The 19,231-nt window shown below is 72.2% G+C and carries 17 protein-coding genes; 11 read left to right on the plus strand and 6 right to left on the minus strand.

Going from position 1 to position 19,231, the window contains the following annotated elements; genetic code table 11:
* Positions 1 to 123 precede the first annotated feature (123 nt).
* On the plus strand, positions 124 to 1,818 hold the full coding sequence (locus tag H295_RS0136865) for a hypothetical protein (RefSeq protein WP_020140375.1): 1,695 nt from the start codon (positions 124 to 126) through the stop codon (positions 1,816 to 1,818).
* A 54-nt stretch (positions 1,819 to 1,872) separates the two neighbouring features.
* On the opposite strand, the gene H295_RS0136870 is transcribed toward H295_RS0136865, so the two are convergent.
* Complete coding sequence (locus tag H295_RS0136870) at positions 1,873 to 3,213, minus strand: ABC transporter substrate-binding protein (protein WP_020140376.1); 1,341 nt, start codon at positions 3,211 to 3,213, stop codon at positions 1,873 to 1,875.
* Between the two features lie 117 nt (positions 3,214 to 3,330).
* On the opposite strand from H295_RS0136870, the gene H295_RS0136875 reads away from it, so the two are divergent.
* Together H295_RS0136875 and purU are read left to right on the plus strand one after the other, a co-directional pair.
* Complete coding sequence (locus H295_RS0136875) at positions 3,331 to 3,831, plus strand: SCO4402 family protein (RefSeq protein ID WP_078616861.1); 501 nt, start codon at positions 3,331 to 3,333, stop codon at positions 3,829 to 3,831.
* Between the two features lie 46 nt (positions 3,832 to 3,877).
* Positions 3,878 to 4,759 carry a formyltetrahydrofolate deformylase gene (gene purU, locus H295_RS0136880; protein WP_020140378.1) on the plus strand — a complete coding sequence of 294 codons (882 nt, stop codon included), beginning with the start codon at positions 3,878 to 3,880 and terminating at the stop codon, positions 4,757 to 4,759.
* A gap of 128 nt (positions 4,760 to 4,887) precedes the next feature.
* On the opposite strand, the gene H295_RS0136885 is transcribed toward purU, so the two are convergent.
* Entirely contained in the window at positions 4,888 to 6,300 is a 1,413-nt protein-coding gene (locus H295_RS0136885) for a hypothetical protein (protein WP_020140379.1), read from the minus strand.
* Positions 6,297 to 6,887 carry a sigma factor gene (locus tag H295_RS0136890; protein WP_020140380.1) on the minus strand — a complete coding sequence of 197 codons (591 nt, stop codon included), beginning with the start codon at positions 6,885 to 6,887 and terminating at the stop codon, positions 6,297 to 6,299. The genes H295_RS0136885 and H295_RS0136890 overlap by 4 nt, the downstream gene beginning before the upstream one ends.
* A 313-nt stretch (positions 6,888 to 7,200) precedes the next feature.
* On the opposite strand from H295_RS0136890, the gene H295_RS0136895 reads away from it, so the two are divergent.
* Together H295_RS0136895 and H295_RS0136900 are read left to right on the plus strand one after the other, a co-directional pair.
* Entirely contained in the window at positions 7,201 to 7,581 is a 381-nt protein-coding gene (locus H295_RS0136895; protein WP_028810089.1) for an STAS domain-containing protein, read from the plus strand.
* 138 nt (positions 7,582 to 7,719) lie between these two features.
* Positions 7,720 to 8,232, plus strand: a complete 513-nt coding sequence (locus tag H295_RS0136900) for an EF-hand domain-containing protein (RefSeq protein ID WP_020140382.1) — start codon at positions 7,720 to 7,722, stop codon at positions 8,230 to 8,232.
* Between the two features lie 354 nt (positions 8,233 to 8,586).
* Here the strand turns inward: H295_RS0136900 and H295_RS0136905 are convergent, their stop codons facing one another.
* The gene (locus tag H295_RS0136905) at positions 8,587 to 10,089 is read right to left on the minus strand and encodes a class I adenylate-forming enzyme family protein (RefSeq protein ID WP_020140383.1); all 1,503 of its coding nucleotides are present in this window, start codon (positions 10,087 to 10,089) and stop codon (positions 8,587 to 8,589) included.
* Positions 10,090 to 10,227: 138 nt separating this feature from the next.
* Between H295_RS0136905 and H295_RS0136910 the strand changes: the two genes are divergently transcribed.
* The 3 genes from H295_RS0136910 to H295_RS0136925 all read left to right on the plus strand — a co-directional run bounded on the left by H295_RS0136910 (position 10,228) and on the right by H295_RS0136925 (position 13,321).
* Complete coding sequence (locus H295_RS0136910; protein ID WP_020140384.1) at positions 10,228 to 11,361, plus strand: acyl-CoA dehydrogenase family protein; 1,134 nt, start codon at positions 10,228 to 10,230, stop codon at positions 11,359 to 11,361.
* A gap of 110 nt (positions 11,362 to 11,471) precedes the next feature.
* Positions 11,472 to 12,344 (plus strand): acyl-CoA dehydrogenase, encoded by an 873-nt coding sequence (locus tag H295_RS0136915; RefSeq protein ID WP_028810090.1) that lies wholly within the window; start codon positions 11,472 to 11,474, stop codon positions 12,342 to 12,344.
* A gap of 509 nt (positions 12,345 to 12,853) precedes the next feature.
* Positions 12,854 to 13,321, plus strand: coding sequence for an ATP-binding protein (locus H295_RS0136925; protein WP_020140386.1), 468 nt, complete (start codon positions 12,854 to 12,856; stop codon positions 13,319 to 13,321).
* A gap of 603 nt (positions 13,322 to 13,924) precedes the next feature.
* On the opposite strand, the gene H295_RS0136930 is transcribed toward H295_RS0136925, so the two are convergent.
* On the minus strand, positions 13,925 to 14,851 hold the full coding sequence (locus H295_RS0136930) for a cyclase family protein (protein ID WP_020140387.1): 927 nt from the start codon (positions 14,849 to 14,851) through the stop codon (positions 13,925 to 13,927).
* An 85-nt stretch (positions 14,852 to 14,936) separates the two neighbouring features.
* On the opposite strand from H295_RS0136930, the gene H295_RS0136935 reads away from it, so the two are divergent.
* The 3 genes from H295_RS0136935 to H295_RS0136945 all read left to right on the plus strand — a co-directional run bounded on the left by H295_RS0136935 (position 14,937) and on the right by H295_RS0136945 (position 18,139).
* On the plus strand, positions 14,937 to 15,803 hold the full coding sequence (locus H295_RS0136935) for an SDR family oxidoreductase (RefSeq protein ID WP_020140388.1): 867 nt from the start codon (positions 14,937 to 14,939) through the stop codon (positions 15,801 to 15,803).
* A 135-nt stretch (positions 15,804 to 15,938) separates the two neighbouring features.
* Entirely contained in the window at positions 15,939 to 17,090 is a 1,152-nt protein-coding gene (locus tag H295_RS0136940) for an acyl-CoA dehydrogenase family protein (RefSeq protein ID WP_028810091.1), read from the plus strand.
* A complete protein-coding gene (locus tag H295_RS0136945; RefSeq protein WP_020140390.1) occupies positions 17,090 to 18,139 on the plus strand; it encodes a Zn-dependent alcohol dehydrogenase in 1,050 nt (349 codons plus the stop codon). The genes H295_RS0136940 and H295_RS0136945 overlap by 1 nt, the downstream gene beginning before the upstream one ends.
* Here the strand turns inward: H295_RS0136945 and H295_RS0136950 are convergent.
* Positions 18,061 to 19,188 carry a GlxA family transcriptional regulator gene (locus tag H295_RS0136950; RefSeq protein ID WP_020140391.1) on the minus strand — a complete coding sequence of 376 codons (1,128 nt, stop codon included), beginning with the start codon at positions 19,186 to 19,188 and terminating at the stop codon, positions 18,061 to 18,063. The genes H295_RS0136945 and H295_RS0136950 overlap by 79 nt on opposite strands.
* Between the last annotated feature and the right edge of the window lie 43 nt (positions 19,189 to 19,231).

Raw genomic sequence — 19,231 nt, forward strand, 5'->3', positions numbered from 1 at the left:
CCCGAGAACTGTTACTGCGGTCACAGGGGCGCAGGTCACGTCCTGTGCTACGTGGCACCGGGCTCGGGGTACCCGGTAGCGTGACACGACGATTCCGAAGTTCCCCCATAAGTAGGAGTCCCGGTGACGCAGAGTGGACAGGGCGAGCAGCCCTCGGCGCGCGAAGCGCGCGAAGGCATCGTGCTGCCCTCCGACGGCGGGGAACCCCTGCTGCCGGGACAGACGGGCGCCTACGGTGCCCCGCAGCCCGGTTACGGCGCCCCGCCGCAGTCGTCCGGCTACGGCGGCCCGCCGCACGGCGGGTACGGGAACCCTCCGCAGGCGGACCCGTCCGGTCAGGCGTCCGACGGGGCGTACGGCGGGTCCTCCGCGGGCACGGCCTACGGTCAGCCGCCCGGCGCCCAGGCCTGGGGCTCCCCGTGGGGCCCCGACCAGCAGGCGCAGACCCAGCCGCCCGCCCAGGACTGGTCGCAGCCGACCACCCAGACCTGGAACGCCCCCCACCAGCCCGCCGGCACCTCCCAGCAGCCCGGCGGCACACCGTCCCAGCCGCTGCCGCAGCAGCAGCCCGCGCCGGGCTACGACAGCGACGAGCCGACGTCGTACTACCTCCCGCCGGTCGGCCGGCCCCTCCCGTCGGCGCCCGCCGCGCCGTCCCAGCCGCTGCCCCCGCAGCAGGGGCAGGTCGCGCCCTACGAGGCCCCCGGCACCGCGCCCCAGCAGCAGGCCGCGCCGGGCTACAACACCGACGAGCCGACCTCCTACTACCTCCCGCCGGTCGGCCGGCCCCTCCCGTCGAGCTCGGGCCCGACCGCCCACGAGGGCGCCACGCAGTTCATCCCGCCTGTGCGCCCCGGCGCCCTCCCGCCCGAAGCGGGGCAGCACCCGCAGGCCGCCTACGGCGCCCAGCCCGGGTACGGTCCCGACGCCCAGGCGACGCAGTACATCCCGCCCGTGCCCGGTCAGGCCACCGGGGGCGACCGGCAGCCGCCCTCCGACTTCGACAACCTGTTCCGCGGCCACGGCACGGACGGCGGCGCCTCCTCCACCCAGCAGCTGCCGCGCATCGACGGGCAGCAGGCCGTACCGGCCGCCTACGGAGGCCCGCAGCCGTCGTACGGCGCCCCGCAGCCGCCGTACGTCCCGCCGGGCGGTGACGGGTACGACGACGGCGGCCGGGGTGGCCGCGGTCGGTCGCGGGTGCCCGTCCTCGCCGCCGTGGGCGTCGGCATCGTCGTGCTCGGCATCGGCGCGGGCGCGCTGCTCGCCGGTGGCGGGGGCGGCGGGGGCGGGGGCGACAAGAACCAGACCGTGTCGGCGACGGCCCCGGCGAGCGGGGGCTCGTCCGCGCCGGCCGCCGACGCGGCGAAGGCGCAGGCCGTGGAGCTGGACAAGCTGCTCGCCGACAGCGGCAACAGCCGTTCCTCGGTGATCAACGCGGTGGCGAACGTCAAGTCCTGCAAGGACCTCGGCCAGGCGGCCCAGGACCTGCGGGCGGCGGCGGGCCAGCGCACCGGCCTGGTGACCCGGCTCAAGGGGCTCGCGGTCGACCAGCTGCCGAGCCACGCCGAGCTGACCGAGGCCCTCACCAACGCCTGGCGGGCGTCCGCGTCCGCGGACAACCACTACGCTGCCTGGGCCGACCAGGCGGCCGGCAGGAAGGGCTGCAAGAAGGGCCAGGCCCGCGTCACGAGAGAGACCGCGGCCGGCAACCGGGACAGCGGCACCGCCAGCACCGAGAAGGCCAGGGCGGCCCGGCTGTGGAACGCCATCGCGAAGAAGTACAGCCTGACGGAACGCTCGTCGACCCAGCTGTGAGAGGCCGGGCGGGGGAGCCTTCCGCACCCCCGCCCGCCCGTCGCCCCGGCCGCCTCAGTCGATGTCGGCGTGCCGGAGGGTCTGCGTCACGTCGGTGAAGCCCTCGTGGGCCGCCGTGAGCCGGCCCCGGCGCACCACCTGGAGGGTCACGTTGGCGTTGACCATGCGCGGGAAGCCGATGGACGCGAGGTGGTTGGTGGCGTTCCAGGTGTCCCGGGGCCACCGGAGCGTCGGCGTCAGGCCGTTGGTCGGGATGCTCAGGCCGTCGTTGAGCGTGCCGCGCACGCTGTCGGCGGTCACCTCGCTGCCGCCGAGCGACTCGACGGCCTTCCTGAACACCGTGTAGGCGATCCAGGTGGTCTGCACGCCCGCGTCCGCCGAGTCGATGCGGTTGTCGTCGAAGGCCTCCTCCTTGATGACCTTCTTCATCCCGTCCCAGCGGGCGTCGCTCGCCACCGGGTACCAGCCGGTGATGTACGACCCCTCGTAGGGCCCCGACGCCCCGCCGGACGCGTCGATCTCCGTCTGGTCGACGCTGCCCATCGCCATGGCCGTCCGCACCCTCGGGTACTCGGCGCGGGCGCGCCGGAAGGAGTCCATGAAGGTGCTGGTGCGGTCGCCCAGCGCGGGCACGACGCACCCCTCCTTCCCCTTCCCCGAGCCGGAGCCGGCCGCCGACCCGGAGCCGGCGAGCGCCTTCGTGGACTGCGCCGAGTACTCGCTGGCGTCGTCCGCGGCCCGCACGTCGGCGGCGGCCCGGTGCCCGCCGGTCGTCAGCCCGGAGTCCAGCAGCACCGGCAGCTCGTCGCCCGCGACGGTGTCGGGCCGTACGAGGGTGACGTCGCCGCAGTCCCGGGCGAGCTCCTTGCCGAGGCCGGCGAGCAGGGTGGGCTGGCCGCCGTTGACCGGGTAGGACAGCGGGCTGGTGAACTCGGCGTTGGTGACGCCGTAGCCGCCGATGTAGGGGATGCCCGCGCCCTCCAGGGGCGGGAAGAAGGAGTCGGCGTACTGGCTGTAGGAGCCGACGACCGCGACGACGTGCTCCTTGACCGCGCGCCGGGCGCACTTCGCGGCGCCCACGCCGTTGTTCTTGTCGTTGCAGGTCAGGACGGTCAGTTTGCGGCCGCCGAGGCCGCCCCTGGCGTTGATCCAGCGGGCGTAGGCCTCGGCGAAGGCGGGCATGCCGGGCTTGTTGGTCGCCTCGGTGTCCGAGGGGGCCCAGGTCATGACCTTGATCGGGTCGTCCCCGGAACCCCCCGTGGTACCGGGGACCACCCCGCAACCGGTGACGAGCGAGGCACCGGCGGCCAGTGCCCCCGCCGCGAGGGCGAGGGCTCGGACGGGACGGTGGTGCCGGGGGAGGAACGTGCTGCGGATGCGTCGCCTGCCGGTCATGGGCCCACACGCTTCCGTCACACCGCCAACTCGAAAGTGACCCTGGGTCAATGAACGGTGACGTAAAGGTGAACAGCGGGGGCCTGGTGGGCACGTTCGGGCGAGAACGTACGATCGGTGACCGTGCAAGGTTCGGAGAACTCTTCCCGTCGCGGCCGTCGCTCCTCCACCATGGGCGGCATGCCACTGAACGACATGCCGTGGTGGCGCTGGCGCAGCAATGTGCGCTCCGCGCTGCACATGCTCTCCGACCCCGCGTTCCAGCAGAACGTCTGGCTGACCGGTGTCGAGGGGTACGGGGACGTCACCGACGCCGTGTACCGCCTCGTCGAGGACACCTGGCTGGACAACTGGTCCGCCGAGAAGTACGTCGGCACGATCTTCCGGGACTCCCAGGAGGCGGCCCTCGTCGACACCGCCGTGCTGCGCGTGCTGCGGATCATGCACCAGGTCGGTCCCGACGCCCCCGTCTCCGTGTACATGGAGAACCCGGGCTGGCCGGACGCGGTGCGGGCGGCGCGGGACGCGCACGTGCGGATGGCGGCGGCCGACGGGGAGGACCCGGACGCACCGCCGCGCACCCTCCAGGTGCTCCAGATCATGACCCGGTCCGCGTGACGGACGCGGTGTCTGCGGCGGCGGTGGATATGCGACCCTGTCCTGCATGAACGCGCAGTCCACCCGGGCCGAGGCCCCGGCCGAGCAGTACGTCCTGACCCTGTCCTGCCCCGACAAGCAGGGCATCGTGCACGCCGTGTCGAGCTACCTCTTCATGACCGGCTGCAACATCGAGGACAGCCAGCAGTTCGGCGACCACGACACGGGTCTGTTCTTCATGCGCGTCCACTTCTCGGCGGAGGCCCCGGTCACCGTGGACAAGCTGCGGGCGTCCTTCGCGGCGATCGGTGACTCCTTCCACATGGACTGGCAGATCAACCGGGCCGAGGACCGGATGCGGATCGTGCTCATGGTCAGCAAGTTCGGGCACTGCCTGAACGACCTGCTGTTCCGCGCGCGGATCGGCGCCCTCCCGGTGGACATCGCCGCCGTGGTCTCCAACCACACCGACTTTGCCGAGCTCGTGGGGTCGTACAACATCCCCTTCCACCACATTCCGGTGACGCGCGAGAACAAGGCCGAGGCGGAGGCGCGGCTGCTCGAGCTGGTGCGGGAGCAGGACGTCGAACTGGTCGTCCTCGCCCGGTACATGCAGGTCCTCTCCGACGACCTGTGCAAGCAGCTCAGCGGCAGGATCATCAACATCCACCACTCCTTCCTGCCGAGCTTCAAGGGTGCGAAGCCCTATCACCAGGCTCATGCGCGGGGTGTGAAGCTGATCGGGGCGACGGCGCACTATGTGACCGCCGACCTCGACGAGGGGCCGATCATCGAGCAGGAGGTCGAGCGGGTGGGGCACGACGTGACGCCGGACCAGCTGGTGGCGATCGGGCGGGACGTGGAGTGCCAGGCGCTGGCGCGGGCGGTCAAGTGGCATGCCGAGCGTCGGATCCTGCTGAACGGTCGGCGGACGGTCGTTTTCGCCTAGGAGCTCGGGTCTGCTGGTTGTGGGGCGGGTGCGGGTGGTTCGTGGTTGCTCGCGCAGTTCCCCGCGCCCCTTCAGGGGCGCGAGAAGCCCCACTCGCCCGCGGCCGCCGACGAAAGAGCAACCCGCCCCTACATCCGGCTCATGCTCGCCGCCGCGTACAGGACGTCCCTGATCGCCTCCCGGTCGCCCACCTGCCCCGCCGCCGCATCCGCCGGAGGCACATGGCCCGCGGCCAACTGGCAGAACTCCACGCCGTCGAGGGCGACATGGGCCACCTCGTGCTCAGCCGAGCCCATCGCCGCGGGGGAGTCGAGAGGGATCAGCCACTCTCCGCCCCCATGGCCCTCGATCTCCAGACGCAGAGTGCGGCCGGGCTCACCCGCCGGGACAAGGTGCCGTCCGTGGGCCGGTGACGCGAGCCCCTTCTGGCGCCGGTCCGCGAGCACCGCGGGGAGCATCCGCGCGGCCAGGTCGATCATGCGGTTCAGGTGGCGGGGGGACGGCGGCTCGTAGGGGTAGTCCACCGCGTCCGCGATGTCCTCCGCGTGAACCCAGCACTCGAAGGCCCGGTCCAGCATCGCGTCGTGCAGCGGCAGCGAGAAGTCGCCGTAGGGCACGGTGAGTTTCCCGGTGGTGCCGCCGGTGAACGACACCGTGCGGACGAGGTCGTGGCTCTGCTCGCGCCACGGGGTGCGGACCGAGCGGGTCGGCGGGAAGTGCGAGGCGCGCCAGTAGGCCTCGGTGCGGTCGGCCGGGGTGGGCGCGTCCGCGGGGACCTCGCCCATGGGGTCGTCCAGGCCCAGCGCGACCGCGACGAGACCGTCGACCGACAGCAGGTGGGCCATCACCCCGGCGACCGTCGTACGGCGGCTCGTGGCCTCGTCGGCGTCGAACCAGCGCAGCCGCACCGGGGCGTGCCACTCGGCGTCGCCGAAGTCCTGGAGCAGGGCGTCGAGACGGGCGGTCTCGGCGTCGTAGGGCAGCGCCCACTTGGGGATCGGGATGCGTGGCGGGCGGCGCTCCAGGCAGCTGTCCAGGACGCGGGTGCGCAGACCGGGGTCCAGGTCGAGGCTCTCCGGGCGCTGGAGCAGCCCGACGGCCCCGCGCAGTCGCAGTGCCTCCTCGGCGCAGGAGCCGCAGACGCCGAGGTGGTCCTCCACGGCGGCGGTCTCCTCCACGGAGCACGCGGCCAGCGCCCACGCGCCGAGCAGCGACTTCAGCACCCGGTGCTCCAGCACGAGGGGCGCGGGCGGCGGGAGCTCGTCCAGCTCGGGCAGCGGGCGGCCGGTGTCCTCGACGGAGGCACGGGGCAGGGGTATGCGGGGCGGCTGGTCCGGCCGGCCGGCGGGGCTGTCGCCGTCGTGAGTGCCGTTGCCGTCGTGGGTGCCGTCGTCGCCGGAGCCGTCCGCGCCGCTCCTGTGCGACCCGTGGTCCTCGTGACCTTCCTGGCCCACGGCTGTGCTCCGCTCCTCGATGTCGTCGCCGGTTCCCTTGTCGGGATCCTCGTCGTGCTCGTCGTACGCCTCGAACCGGTCGCTCACGCCGCGCCCCCGTATCCCGGCGGAGCACCGGGCGCCCCGGTGTCGTGGGCGGTCGACAGGAGTTGCAGGCCGAGGCGCAGGCGGCGGCGGGCCTCGTCCTCGGTGATGCTGAGGTCGGTGGCGGCCTGGCGGTAGTCGCGGCGCTGGAAGTAGGCCAGCTCCAGGGCGGCCCGCAGCGGGGTGGGCATGGCCTGGACGATGTAGTCGGCGCGGGCGGCTACGGAGGCGCGGTGCACCTTGCGCTCGAGCTCCTCGGTGTCGGCGGCCGCGCCCTCACCGCCCTGGGTGAGGGCGGCGGTCTCGGTGGCGCGCAGTCGCTGCACGGCCAGGCGGTGGGTCAGTCCGGCGACCCAGGAGCGCAGCGGGCCCTGTTTGGGGTCGTAGGTCTCGGGGTGCGCCCAGACGTGGGCGAAGACGTCCCGGGTGATGCCGTCGGCGGCGCGTTCATCGCCGAGCACGCGGTGGGCGAGACCGTGCACAAGTGAAGCGAAACGGTCGTAGAACTCGCCCAGGGCGGCCGCCTCACCGCGTGCGAGCCGCTGCTGCATCTTGCGGTCCCAGCGGGGTGGTGCGTCCTTCTTCGCCATACGGCCCCCTCACCCCTGGAGTGTCCGAGTCAAGCCTGAGCCCACCGTCTCCTCGAATGTAGTCGGCACCCCCGACGGCGCACGCCCCTTTGTTCCAATGCGCGCCCCCCGAGGGCCCGCGAGTGGTAGTGGACCTTGCCTACCCCGTCACTCTCTGATCAGGCACGATCGAACAGGATCGAAGTCGACTAAAACAAGCCTCTTTCAAACGGTTTCTGTTTCTCGGCCGGTGTTTCAGGGAACGGCCGCTGGGCAGCAGCGCTGCACGGAAGCGTAGGAATGGCCTCCGTTTGTTTACCGGCGGATGAAGGGCATGGTGGTGGCGTTCAAGGTGACCGGCGACGAGCAGGGCGACTGGTCCGTGCTCAGGGTGTCGGGCGAGCTGGACCTGGTGACCTCACCGGTGCTCCGCCAGCACGTCCACGACGTGGTGGCCGAGGGCCGTCACCGTCTCGTCCTCGACCTCTCCGACGTGTACTTCTGTGACTCCAGCGGTGTGGGTGTCCTCATAGCCTCCCGCCGCCTGATCCGCTCCTGCCAGGGCGAACTGCGCCTGATCCTGCCGGCCGAGGGCGCCCCCGACGGTTCCCACGTCAACCGCGTCCTCGGGGCGCTGGGCGTGCGCCGCCTGTTCGAGGTCCACCCGGACGTGGACTCGGCGACCGACGAGGAGGCGGGACCACTGTCCGCGTAGGTCCCCCTCTGCCACATGGTTGTCCCGAAATTCCCCCGGTCCTGGCACAACGGCCCCCTTCCGGCCCCCGGGGCGTCACGCGCGTCGTACGCTCCGAGCGAGATGCCCCCGACGTGATGTGAGGCGGTCCGAGAAGACATGGTCAGCAGCGAGTACGAGCGCAGGATCGCCGGCCGGTTCGTCACCTTCGACCAGGACGGCAACGGCTGGATCGACCGCGAGGACTTCAACGTGGCGGCCAAGGCGCTGCTCACCGAGTTCGGCACCACGGCGCGCTCCGACAAGGGGCAGGCGCTGTACGCCGGCGCGGAGGCGTTCTGGCAGGGGATGGCCGGGATCGCGGACCGGGACGGCGACCAGCGGATCACCCGGGACGAGTTCGTGAACGGCGCGGTCAAGCGGCTGCGCGACAACCCGGACCGGTTCGCCGAGATCGCCCGCCCCTTCCTGCACGCGGCGATCGACGTGGCCGACCAGGACGGCGACGGACGCGCCACCGTGGCGGACACCGCGCGCGTGCTCAGGATCCTGGGTGTCGCCGAGGACCTGGCGGGCACGGTCGCCGCCGGTCTGGACACCGACGGCGACGGCAAGGTCGGCGAGGCCGAGATCGTGCCCGCCTTCGCCCGCTACTTCACGGTCCCCGAGTAGCCGCCCGCCGGGCCCGTCCGGCGGACCGGGCCGACTGCGGGGGCGGCCCTGACGTGCGTGAGCGGCATCCGACGCGCCGGGCAGCCGCAAGACGGCACTTGCGGGGGCGGGCGGTGTCGATGCGGGGGCCCCTCCTGGCCGGGCGCCGGGGTGTCGCCGGCCGACGGGGTCGCCGGGGATCGGTGCATCGAGTGCCGCGCCGCCGGTGTGGTCCGCCGGACGGGGGCTGCGCCACCGGCCCGCGCCGGGCGGCCGCAAGGCGGCACCTCCCGGCCCGGGCGGTGTCGACGCGGAGGCCCCTCCTGGCCGGGCGCCGGGGGCGTCGCCGACCGTCCGCCGGACGGGCGCGCTGCGTCACCGGGCCCCGAAGCGCTCTCGCAGCTTGTACTTGAGGACCTTGCGCAGGGTCTCGTTGCGTGGCAGGGCGGCCACCACCTCCAGCTGCTCCGGCAGCTTGTGCGTCGACAGGCCTTCGGCACGCAGGTACTCCGTCACGGCGTCCAGGGTCAACTCCGCGGCGCCCTCGGGCTGTTCCACCACGGCACACACGCGCTCCCCGCGCTCGGCGTCCGGCAGTCCGACCACCGCCACGTCCCCGACCGCCGGATGCGCGGCCAGCAGGTCCTCGATCTCCTTCGCCGAGATGTTCTCGCCCTTGCGGATGATCACGTCCTTGAGCCGCCCGGTGAGCACCAGATGGCCCGACTCGGTGAGATGTCCGAGGTCACCCGTGCGTAGGTAACCCTCCTCGTCGAAGGCCTCCGCCGTCTGCGCCGGATCCAGATACCCCTGGCACACGGCCTCCCCCTTCAGCCGCACCTCCCCGTCCACGATCCGCACGGACATCCCCTCCGGCGGCCTGCCCTCGGTCGTCGCCAGGCTCTCCGCCGTGTCGTCCGGCGCCCCCATGGTGATCATCGGCACCTCGGTCATGCCGTACCCGTGGGTGAGCTGCACCCCCATCTCCCGTACGACGGCGTGGTAGACCTCCGGCGGCTTGGGCGCCCCGCCACCGGCCAGCAGCCGCAGCGTGGGAATCACCGGAACGCCGGGCTGTTTGCGCTGCTCGGTGAGGAACATCGAGTAGAACGCCGTCGAACCGCCCGCCACCGTCACCCGGTGCCTGCGGTAGCCGTCCAGGGCGTCCGGCAGCGCGAACTGCTCGAACATCACCGCAGGGAAGCCGTACAGCAGCAGCATCACGGTGTAGTCGGGGCCCGCTATGTGGGCGTAGGGGAAGGCCATGGACCCCACGTCGTCCGGCGTCAGGCGCAGCGCGTGCGCCAGGCAGGAGCCGCCCGCGATCAGCGAACGGTCCGTGTGCAGCACGCCCTTGGGGTCGGAGGTGGTCCCCGAGGTCCAGTAGATCCACCGGACCGAGGTGCCGTCGGCGGGCGGGGCGGGCAGGACGGCCGGATCTCCGTCCGGAAGGTGGTCGTACGCCTCGAAGATCCCCTTGGCGCCGAGCCGCCGGGCCATCTCTGTGTGGTCGAAGCCGCGCCAGACACCCGGCACCGCGAAGAACTCCGCCTTCGACTCCCGCAGCGCGAAGCCGACTTCGCGGTCCCGGTAGAAGGGGATCACCGGCGACTGCACGGAGCCCAGGCGGGAGAGCGCGAAGGAGAGCAGGGCCGTCTCGATCCGGGTGGGCAGCTGCCAGGCGACGACCGTGCCGGGCCGTACGCCCATGTCGTACAGGCCGGCCGCCACCCGCTCGGCCCGCGTGCGGAGTTCACCGAAGGTGAGCCTGCGCTCGTCCTGGAGGAGGACCGGGCGGTCGGGGGTCAGGTCGGCGCGGCGGGCGACCAGCTCCCACAGGGTGCGGGACGCGCTGAGTGCGTGGGCGGTGTCGGTCACGGCGGCCCCCTCGTGCGGTGACGTATCTGACGGACAGTCAGATCGTGGCAAGAGCGTAGGGCTCGACGCCTTGTCGGTCCAGGGGTGCGGGACTTAGCCTGCCAGAATCTGACGGTTCATCAGGTAGGGGCGGCTGTCATGGACCTCGCGTACACGCCGGAGGAGGAGGAGTTCCGGGCACGGCTGCGGGAGTGGCTCGCCAAGGCCCTCCCCGCACTCCCGCCGAAGCCGTCCCCGCAGGACTGGCCCGGACGCAGGGCGTACGACCTCGGCTGGCAGCGGATGCTGTACGACGCCGGGTACGCCCATGTGCACTGGGACGCCTCGCCGACCACGCGGCTGATCTTCCTTGAGGAGACCGAGACCGCGGGTGCGCCCTATGTGGGCGCCGGGTTCGTAGGACTGCTGCACGCCGGGCCGACCATCGCCGCCGAAGGCACCGCCGGGCAGCGGGAACGCTGGCTGCCGCCGATCCTGCGCGGCGAGGAGGTCTGGTGCCAGGGTTTCAGCGAACCGGACGCCGGCAGCGACCTCGCCTCGCTGCGCACGCGCGCCCGGAGGGACGGCGACGACTACGTGGTGACCGGGTCGAAGATCTGGACCTCGCACGCCGAAGTGGCCGACTGGTGCGAGCTGTTGGTGCGGACGGATCCGGCCGCGCCCAAGCATCGCGGGATCACGTGGCTGGCTCTTCCGATGTCCGCTGCGGGTGTCGAGGTGCGGCCTCTGCGGACGCTCGCCGGGTCCACCGAGTTCGCCGAGGTGTTTCTCGACGAGGTGCGGGTGCCGGTGGCGAACCGGGTGGGGGAGGAGAACGACGGGTGGCGCGTGACGATGGTGACGCTGTCGTTCGAGCGAGGGACGGCCTTTGTGGGCGAGGTGGTCGCCTGCCGGCGGGTGCTGCGGTCGGTCGCCGCGGAGGCCCGGGACAACGGGCGCTGGGACGACTCTTTCGTGCGGCGGCGGCTGGGGCGGCTCAACGCGGAGTTCCGGGCACTGTGGCGGCTCACGCAGTGGAACGTGAGCGAGGCGGAGGCGAGGGGTGGGGTGCCGGGGGTGGGGGGTTCCGTCTTCAAGCTCCGGTACTCGCATGCGCGGCAGGAGTTGTACGAGGTGGCGGCGGAGGTGCTGGGGGTGGAGTCGCTGGATCTCGAGCGTGGGTGGGTGCTGGAGCGGTTGTCGTCGTTGTCGTACACGATCGCGGCGGGGACGTCTCAGATTCAGCGGAACATCGTTGCTGAGCGTGTTCTTGGGTTGCCGAAAGGGCGGTGAGTGCGGCGTGCAGTGGTTTGGCGAGTGCGGGCCGGTGGGGGCTGGTCGCGCAGTTCCCCGCGCCCCTGGGTGGGTTACCGCAGCCCTCGTCGAAAAATGGAGGCCCTGACATGCGGTTTCAACTGACCGGTGATCAGGTGGCGTTGAGGGACGGCATGCGGGGGTTGCTCGCCCGTCGGTTCGATCGTGAGGCGCTGCGGGATGCCGTGGATTCGCCGGGGCTGGACCGTGGGCTCTGGCGGGAGCTCGGGGCTGCCGGGTTCTTTTCGCTGAGGGTGGCTGAGGCGGACGGCGGGGTCGGACTCGGGTTGCCGGAAGCGGTGTTGGCCTTCGAGGAGGCCGGGCGGGCCCTGCTGCCCGGACCCCTCGTGGCTACCCACCTCGCCGCCGGGGTCGTGGACGGGGCCGCCGAAGGGGAGGTCGTCGTGGCCGACGTCGACAGCGGCGGCCTGGTGGAGTGGCTGGACGCGGCCGACGTCGTACGCGGCGATGTCGCCGGGGCCGTACCCCTGGAGTCGGTGGATCCGCTGACCCCGCTGCACCGGGTGCCCGGCGCAGGCGCGCGTGCCGTCGATCCCGTCGCCGTGCTGCTCACCGCCGCCGAGCAGCTGGGCACCGCCACGCGCGCGTGCGAGCTGGCCGTCCAACACGCCCGGACGCGGGAGCAGTTCGGGCAGCCGATCGGGGCGTTCCAGGCGGTCAAGCATCTGTGCGCGGGGATGCTGGTGCGGGCGGAGACGGCACGGGCCGCGGTGTACGCGGCCGCCGTGACCGCCGACCCGGTGGACATCGCCGCGGCCCGGCTGCTGGCCGACGAGGCGGCCGAACAGGGTGCCAGGGACTGTCTTCAGGTGCACGGCGGGATGGGGTTCACCTGGGAGTGCGAGGTGCAGCTGCTGCTGAAGCGGGCCTGGGTGCGGGCCCGGCGGGGCGGTGGCGGTGCGGAGAGCGAGGAGTCGCTCGCCGTCGATCTGCTGGCCTGAGGCGGTCCACGGACTGCCGGTCCCTGGGGCGCCCGGTGCGGATGTCGCGGATTGTGGCATACCGGAATCACGGAGCGTTGATATCGGGTTGTGTCCTATGTGTGACTCGTCACGTCCTGGAGTCGGCGCCCTGCTCCGGTACCTTGTGTGAGATGCGAGTGGTTCCCAGCCTGAGCCATGCCGGTGTCGCCGAGGGGGCCGCGCCGGACCCGGCGGTGTGCGTCGCTGCTCGCAGGGTGGACAGGCCTGGACCTGCCGCCTGTTCGACTCCCCGCCGCGAGCGTCGCACAGTATCCCGCACGGGTACTCCTTCGCGCTGGAATATGCCCGAAGCGCTTGTTGGCGTGACTGTACGTCAACCATGCTGTCTCGTAAGGGACTCACGTTCTGTGACCCCGGCTTTGGCCATTGTTCTGGCCATGAAAAAAATGGCTACGATCGTGGCCCTCGTGAGGCGCGAGGCCATGGGCCCGCCGGTTCGGATGGTGTGAGCGGTGCAGGTGCTTCAAGTGCAGCTGGAGATCCGGCCCGACCCCGCAGAAGTGGGGCGAGCCCGGCGGTGGGCCCGCGCGCGGCTCGTCGGATCCGGGGTGGGGGCCGACGAACCGCTCGCCGAGACCCTGATCCTGCTCGTGTCCGAACTGGTCACCAACGCCGTGGTGCACACCGGTCTGCCTGCTGTGCTGCGGCTGTCCCTGCCGGGCGTGGAGGCGAAGTCGGAGTCGGTACCGGTCCGCCTGGAGGTGGCCGACCGCAGCGGTCTGGCCCCGGTGCCGCGGTGGGTGGACGGCGACGCGACCGGCGGCCGCGGTCTCGCCCTGGTCGACGGCCTCGCCGACCGCTGGGGCTGGAGCCGGGAGGGTGCCGGCAAGAGCATCTGGTGCGAACTCGACCGCTTCGAGCGGCCGCAGCAGGACACGAAGGCCTACGACATCGAGGTCGCGGCCTATGAGGGGCTGGCGTTCGAGGCGGTGTGATGCCCGTAGCGGTGTCCCCGGGTCTGCCCGTCGTATGGTCGATCGCCTGGTCGCGGATCGCCCGTCGCACGGTGGCGGATCCGCCTGGCAGGCGGTGGCAGACCTGCCCTGCTCGTGGCCGCCGCGTTGCCTGGTCCGTGGCCGCCGACCTGCACGGCCCGTGGTCGTCGATGCGCACAGCCCGCGGTCGCCGGCCGTCGGCCCGTGGCCGCCAACCGCCCAGCCCCCGGTCCCGGGATTCCCCCGGCGCACATGGCTCGGCGCTCGCCCCCCGCCCGGGAAATCGCCCGGCGCATGGTTGCAGAAACCGGCCCGGTTCCTTCTCGCGGTGTGCCGGTGCGCCGGGGGGTGCATCGGTGCGCGGCGGTGCGAAAACGGACGTAAGTCATTATTCGGCTGGGCGGTGTTGACGCACTGTGTTCGATTGATCACGCTGGTGTCAGCGATTCGCCGCGAGGGGACGCCGAGGGCCTCGGTGACGGAGGTCCTCGACGAGAGTGGATCGTGAGGCGGTGTCGACTCCCCCAGGGCGCAGGGGAGTCGATGACGGCGGCGCGCGATGTCGAGCTCGGGGCGGGCCTGCGCGCGCCGCCGACCGGCCCCTCAGAGCACGGCCACCGGGGCCACCGGCGTTCCGGTGCCGCCGGCGAACGGCTCGGGCATCGCCGACAGCAGGAACGTGTAGCGGCCCTCTTCTCCACAGGCTGTGGACAATTCCTCCAGGTTCCAGTTCTGCCCCTGAAGCATCCCCATCTCCACCAGGTCCAGCGCGTGCACCGGCAGCCACAGGTCCTCGATCTCCGGCGGGAAGATCTCGAACGTCAGGGTGTCGTTGGCGACCGCCGCGACATCGCGCGCGTGGAACCACTCCGGAGTGCGGACCGACAGGCCGGGCGAGGGGTAGGCGTACGCCTCCCGGTCCCCCGCCAGATAGGCCTGGATCTGCCCCGTCCGTACGAGCACGACGTCCCCGGCGCGCACGCGCGTGCCCGCGAGTTCCTCCGCCGCCTCCAGGTCCTCCGGCGTCACCGCGTGCCCCCCGTCGAGCCGCGCCACGCCCCGTGCGCGGGCCACATCGAGGAGCACCCCGCGCGAGACGACGTGCCGCGCCTTGTCGATGCCGCTGAACTCGGCGCCGCCGTGCGGGGTGATGGTGCCGGCCGGGCGGCCGTTGTAGAGCATCCCCGAGTGCGAGGCGTGGGTGAGCGCGTCCCAGTGGGTGGCCGCCTGGAGTCCCATCGTCACCACGTCGTCGCTGCACGCGACCGTGCCCGGACCGAAGAGTTCCTGGTTGATCTGCACCATCGTGTGCAGGGGGTTGACCCGGCCCGGCATCACCCCGGTCTGCACGCCGTCCTGCTTCAGGGGGAGCGCCAGGGGGACGCGGCGACCGGTGCGGACCGTCGCCACCGCCTCGCGCACGACCTCGTCGGTGATCAGGTTCAGGGTGCCGATCTCGTCGTCGGCGCCCCAACGCCCCCAGTTGTTCACGCGCTTGGCGATGTCGTGGAACGCGGCCGGAAGTGACATCGGGCCCTCCCCGGGGCTTGTGTCCGCACATCTGACGGGTCATAAAATCTAACGGTCCGTCAGAAACCGCGGGAAGGGGCCGGGCGTGGGGAACTTCTTGGCAGGCAAGGTGGTCGCCGTGACCGGCGCGGGGCGGGGGATCGGACGTGCGGTGGCCCTGGCCGCGGCGGCCGAGGGGGCGAAGGTCGTCGTCAACGACTACGGCGTCTCCGTGGACGGGGCGTCGCCCACGAGCGAGGTCGCCTCCGGCGTCGTCAAGGAGATCGAGGCGGCCGGCGGCGAGGCCGTCGCCGTGGCCGACGACATCTCGACCATGGCGGGCGGACAACGGGTCGTCGACACCGCGCTGGCCTCCTACGGGCAGCTCGACGGGGTGGTGTGCGTGGCCGGGATCCTGCGCGAGCGGATGCTGTTCAACATGTCCGAGGAGGAGTGGGATCCCGTCGTCGCGACCCATCTGAAGGGGACGTTCACCGTCTTCCGGGCGGCCTCCGCGGTGATGCGGCAGCAGCGGGCCGGGACGTTGCTCGGCTTCACCAGCGGGAACCACCAGGGGTCCTTCTCGCAGGCCAACTACAGCGCCGCGAAAGGCGGGATCATCTCGCTCGTGCGCAGCGCGGCCCTCGCGATGCACAAGTACGGGGTGACCGCGAACGCGGTGGCGCCCGTCGCCCGTACGCGGATGTCGGCGAACGTCCCCTTCGACCTGGCGGAGATCGGGGAGCCGGAGGACGTGGCCGCGATGGTGGTCTATCTGCTCTCGGAGCGGGCCCGGGAGATCACCGGGCAGGTGTACACGGTGGCGGGGTCGAAGATCGCGGTGTGGGCGCAGCCTCGGGAGGTGCGTGCCGCGTATGCCTCCGGCGGGTGGACGCCCGAGTCGATCGCGGAGTTCTTGCCGGGGTCGGTGGGAGTCGATCCGATGCCGTTGCTTTCGGGGCCGGGCGCCTAGTCGTCTAGGGGTGCGCGTTGGTGGGCGGCTGAAGGGTTCGTTGTGGCTGGTCGCGCCCACGCGGCGGAGCCGCAGATCGATACAGCCCCGCGCCCCTGGGGAGTCGGATGCGGTCTGTGTTTGAAGGGGACCCTCGTGGATTTTGGATTCAGCGCCGAGGATGATGCGTTCCGTTCCGAGGTGCGGGAGTGGCTGGCCCGGCACGCTGATGGTGCTCAGGACCGGCGTAGTTGGGAGCGGCTGCTCGGCAAGTCCGGTTGGATCGGGCTCGGTTGGAGTGAGGGCGGGTACGGGAACCGGACCGCCACCCTCACCCAGCAGGTCGTCTGGGCCGAGGAGTACGCACGGTCCGGGGCGCCGGCTCGGTCCGGGCACATCGGCGAGAAGCTGCTGGCGCCCACGCTGCTCGCGCACGGCAGTGAGGAGCAGAAGGCCCGGTTCCTGCCTCCCGTCGCCGCCGGGGACGAGCTGTGGTGTCAGGGGTACAGCGAGCCCGGGGCCGGGTCCGATCTCGCCGGGGTGCGGACCGGGGCCGTGCGGGACGGGGACGGGACGTACCGGATCACCGGGCAGAAGATCTGGACCTCGCTCGCGCACGAGGCGGACTGGTGTTTCGTGCTCGCCCGCACCGATCCCGGGTCGAGCCGGCACCGTGGGTTGTCCTTCCTCCTCGTGCCCATGGACCAGCCGGGGCGCATCGAGGTGCGGCCCATTCGGCAGATGACCGGGACCAGCGAGTTCAACGAGGTCTTCTTCGACGGGGCGCACGCGCGCGCCGAGCATGTCGTCGGGGGTGAGGGGAACGGCTGGCGGGTGGCCATGAGCCTGCTGGGCTTCGAGCGCGGGGTCTCCACGCTGGCCCAACAGGTCGGGTTCGCACAGGAGTTGACCCGGGTCGTCCAGGCCGCCGTACGCAGTGACGCGGTCGCCGATCCGGTCGTACGGGCCCTGCTCGTGCGGCAGTGGGCCGAGTTGCGGGTCATGCGGTGGAACGCGCTGCGCACGCTGGGCGGTTCGGGGGACACCGGGGCGCCCAATGTGGCCAAGCTGCTGTGGGCGGGGTGGCATCAGCGGCTCGGGGAGCTGGCGCTGCTCGTGCGCGGGGCGGAGGCCGCGGTCGGGCCCCGGGACTGGTCCGCCGAGTCGCCGTACGAACTCGACGAGTCGCAGTACCTGTCCCTGTTCTCACGGGCCGACACCGTCTACGGCGGCTCGGACCAGGTCCAGCGCACCATCATCGCCGAGCGGGTGCTCGGTCTGCCCAGGGAACCCAAGGGGGTCGTCTGATGCGCGGCGTGCTGTTCGACGGGAGGCAGATCCAGGTCGTCGACGATCTGGAGGTGCGGGAACCGAGGGCCGGGGAGGTGCTGGTCGCGATCTCGGCCGCCGGGCTGTGCCACAGCGACCTGTCCGTGGTGGACGGGACCATTCCGTTCCCGGTGCCGGTGGTGCTCGGGCACGAGGGCGCCGGGGTCGTCGAGGCCGTGGGGGAGGGCGTCACGCATGTCGGGCCCGGGGACCACGTGGCCCTGTCCACGCTGGCCAACTGCGGTGCCTGCGCCGACTGCGACCGGGGGCGGCCGACCATGTGCCGCAAGGCCATCGGACGGCCCCGGAAGCCCTTCTCGCGGGGCGGGGAGCGGGTGTTCCAGTTCGCGAGCAACTCCGCCTTCGCGGAACGGACGGTGGTGAAGGCCGTCCAGGCGGTCAGGATCCCGAAGGACATCCCGCTGACCTCGGCCGCGCTCATCGGGTGCGGGGTGCTGACCGGGGTGGGAGCCGTGCTCAACCGGGCCCGGGTGGACCTCGGGGACAGCGTGCTGGTCATCGGCACCGGCGGGATCGGGCTCAACGTCATCCAGGGCGCGCGGATCGCCGGGGCCTCGCGGATCGTGGCCGTGGACGCCAACCCGGCCAAGGAGGCGGTGGCCCGGCAGTTCGGGGCGAGCGACTTCCTGACGTCGGTGGCGGGGGTGCGGGAGCTGCTGCCGTACGGCGTGGACCACGCCTTCGAGTGCGTGGGGCGGGTCGAACTCGTCCGCGCCGCCATCGACCTGCTGGACCGGCACGGACAGGCGGTGCTGCTGGGGACGCCGGCGGCGGGGGCGGAGGCGTCCTTCGTCGTCTCGTCGATGTTCCTCGACAAGTCCGTCCTCGGCTGCCGCTACGGGTCGTCGCGCCCGCAGCGGGACATACCGAGGTACGCCGAGCTCTACCGCCAGGGACGACTGCTCCTCGACGAACTCGTCACGGAGACCTATCCGATCGAGGACTTCGAGAAGGCGGTCGGGGACGCGGAGGCGGGACGGGTGGCACGGGGAGTGCTGACCTTCTGAGCCGGCCGGCCTGGGAGTGCTGACCTCTGACCCGCCGGTCCGCTCTCGAACCCGGTCCCGGCCCGGAAGGTGCGGCGGTACGCGGTCGGGGTGACGCCGAGCGCCGCCTGCAGGTGCTGGCGCATCGACTGGGCCGTGCCGAAGCCCGCGTCGTGAGCCACCTGGTCGACGGAGAGGTCGGTGGACTCCAGCAGGTGCCGGGCGCGCTCCACCCGCTGCTGGGTGAGCCACTGACCGGGGCTGACGCCGACCTCCTCGCGGAAGCGGCGCGTGAAGGTGCGTACCGACATGGCCTCCTGCGCGGCCATGTCCCGCAGCTGGATCGGCTCGTGGAGGCGGCCCAGCGCCCACGCGCGCGCCGAGGTGGTGGTCGACGCCTGGGGGTCGGGCACCGGGCGGTGGATGTACTGCGCCTGACCGCCGTCCCGGTGCGGCGGTACGACGGTGCGGCGGGCCACGTCGTTGGCGACCGCCGTGCCGTGGTCGCGGCGGACCATGTGCAGGCACAGGTCGACGCCGGCCGCCACGCCCGCCGACGTCAGGACGTCGCCGTCGTCGATGAACAGGACCTCCGGGTCGACCCTGATCTGCGGGAAGAGCTCCTGGAACCGGTCGGAGTCGGCCCAGTGCGTGGTGGCGGGGCGGCCGTCCAGGAAGCCGGCGGCGGCCAGGACGTAGACGCCGGTGCAGATGGAGGCGAGCCGGGTGCCGGGGCGGATGTGGGCGAGGGCGGCGGCCAGTTCGTCGGTCAGGACGCCCCGCTCGAAGACCGGGCCCAGTTCGTAGGAGGCCGGGACGATCACGGTGTCGGCGGTGGCCAGGATCTCCGGGCCGTGCTCGACCTGGACGGCGAAGTCGGCGTCGGTCCGCACCGGGCCCGGCGGGCGGATCGAGCAGGTGACGACGTCGTACAGCAGCCGCCCCTCGGCGTCCCGGGGGCGGCCGAAGATCCGGTGGGGGATGCCCAGCTCGAAGGGGAGGACGCCGTCCATGGCGAGGACGACGACGCGGTGCGGGCGGAACTGAGGGTCACGCGGTCCTCGACTCATGGCCCGATCCTAACGAATGCTGTCCTTCGGGCCAATGGATCCG

The sequence above is a fragment of the Streptomyces sp. 351MFTsu5.1 genome, assembly GCF_000383655.1.
GTDB lineage: Bacteria > Actinomycetota > Actinomycetes > Streptomycetales > Streptomycetaceae > Streptomyces > Streptomyces griseorubiginosus.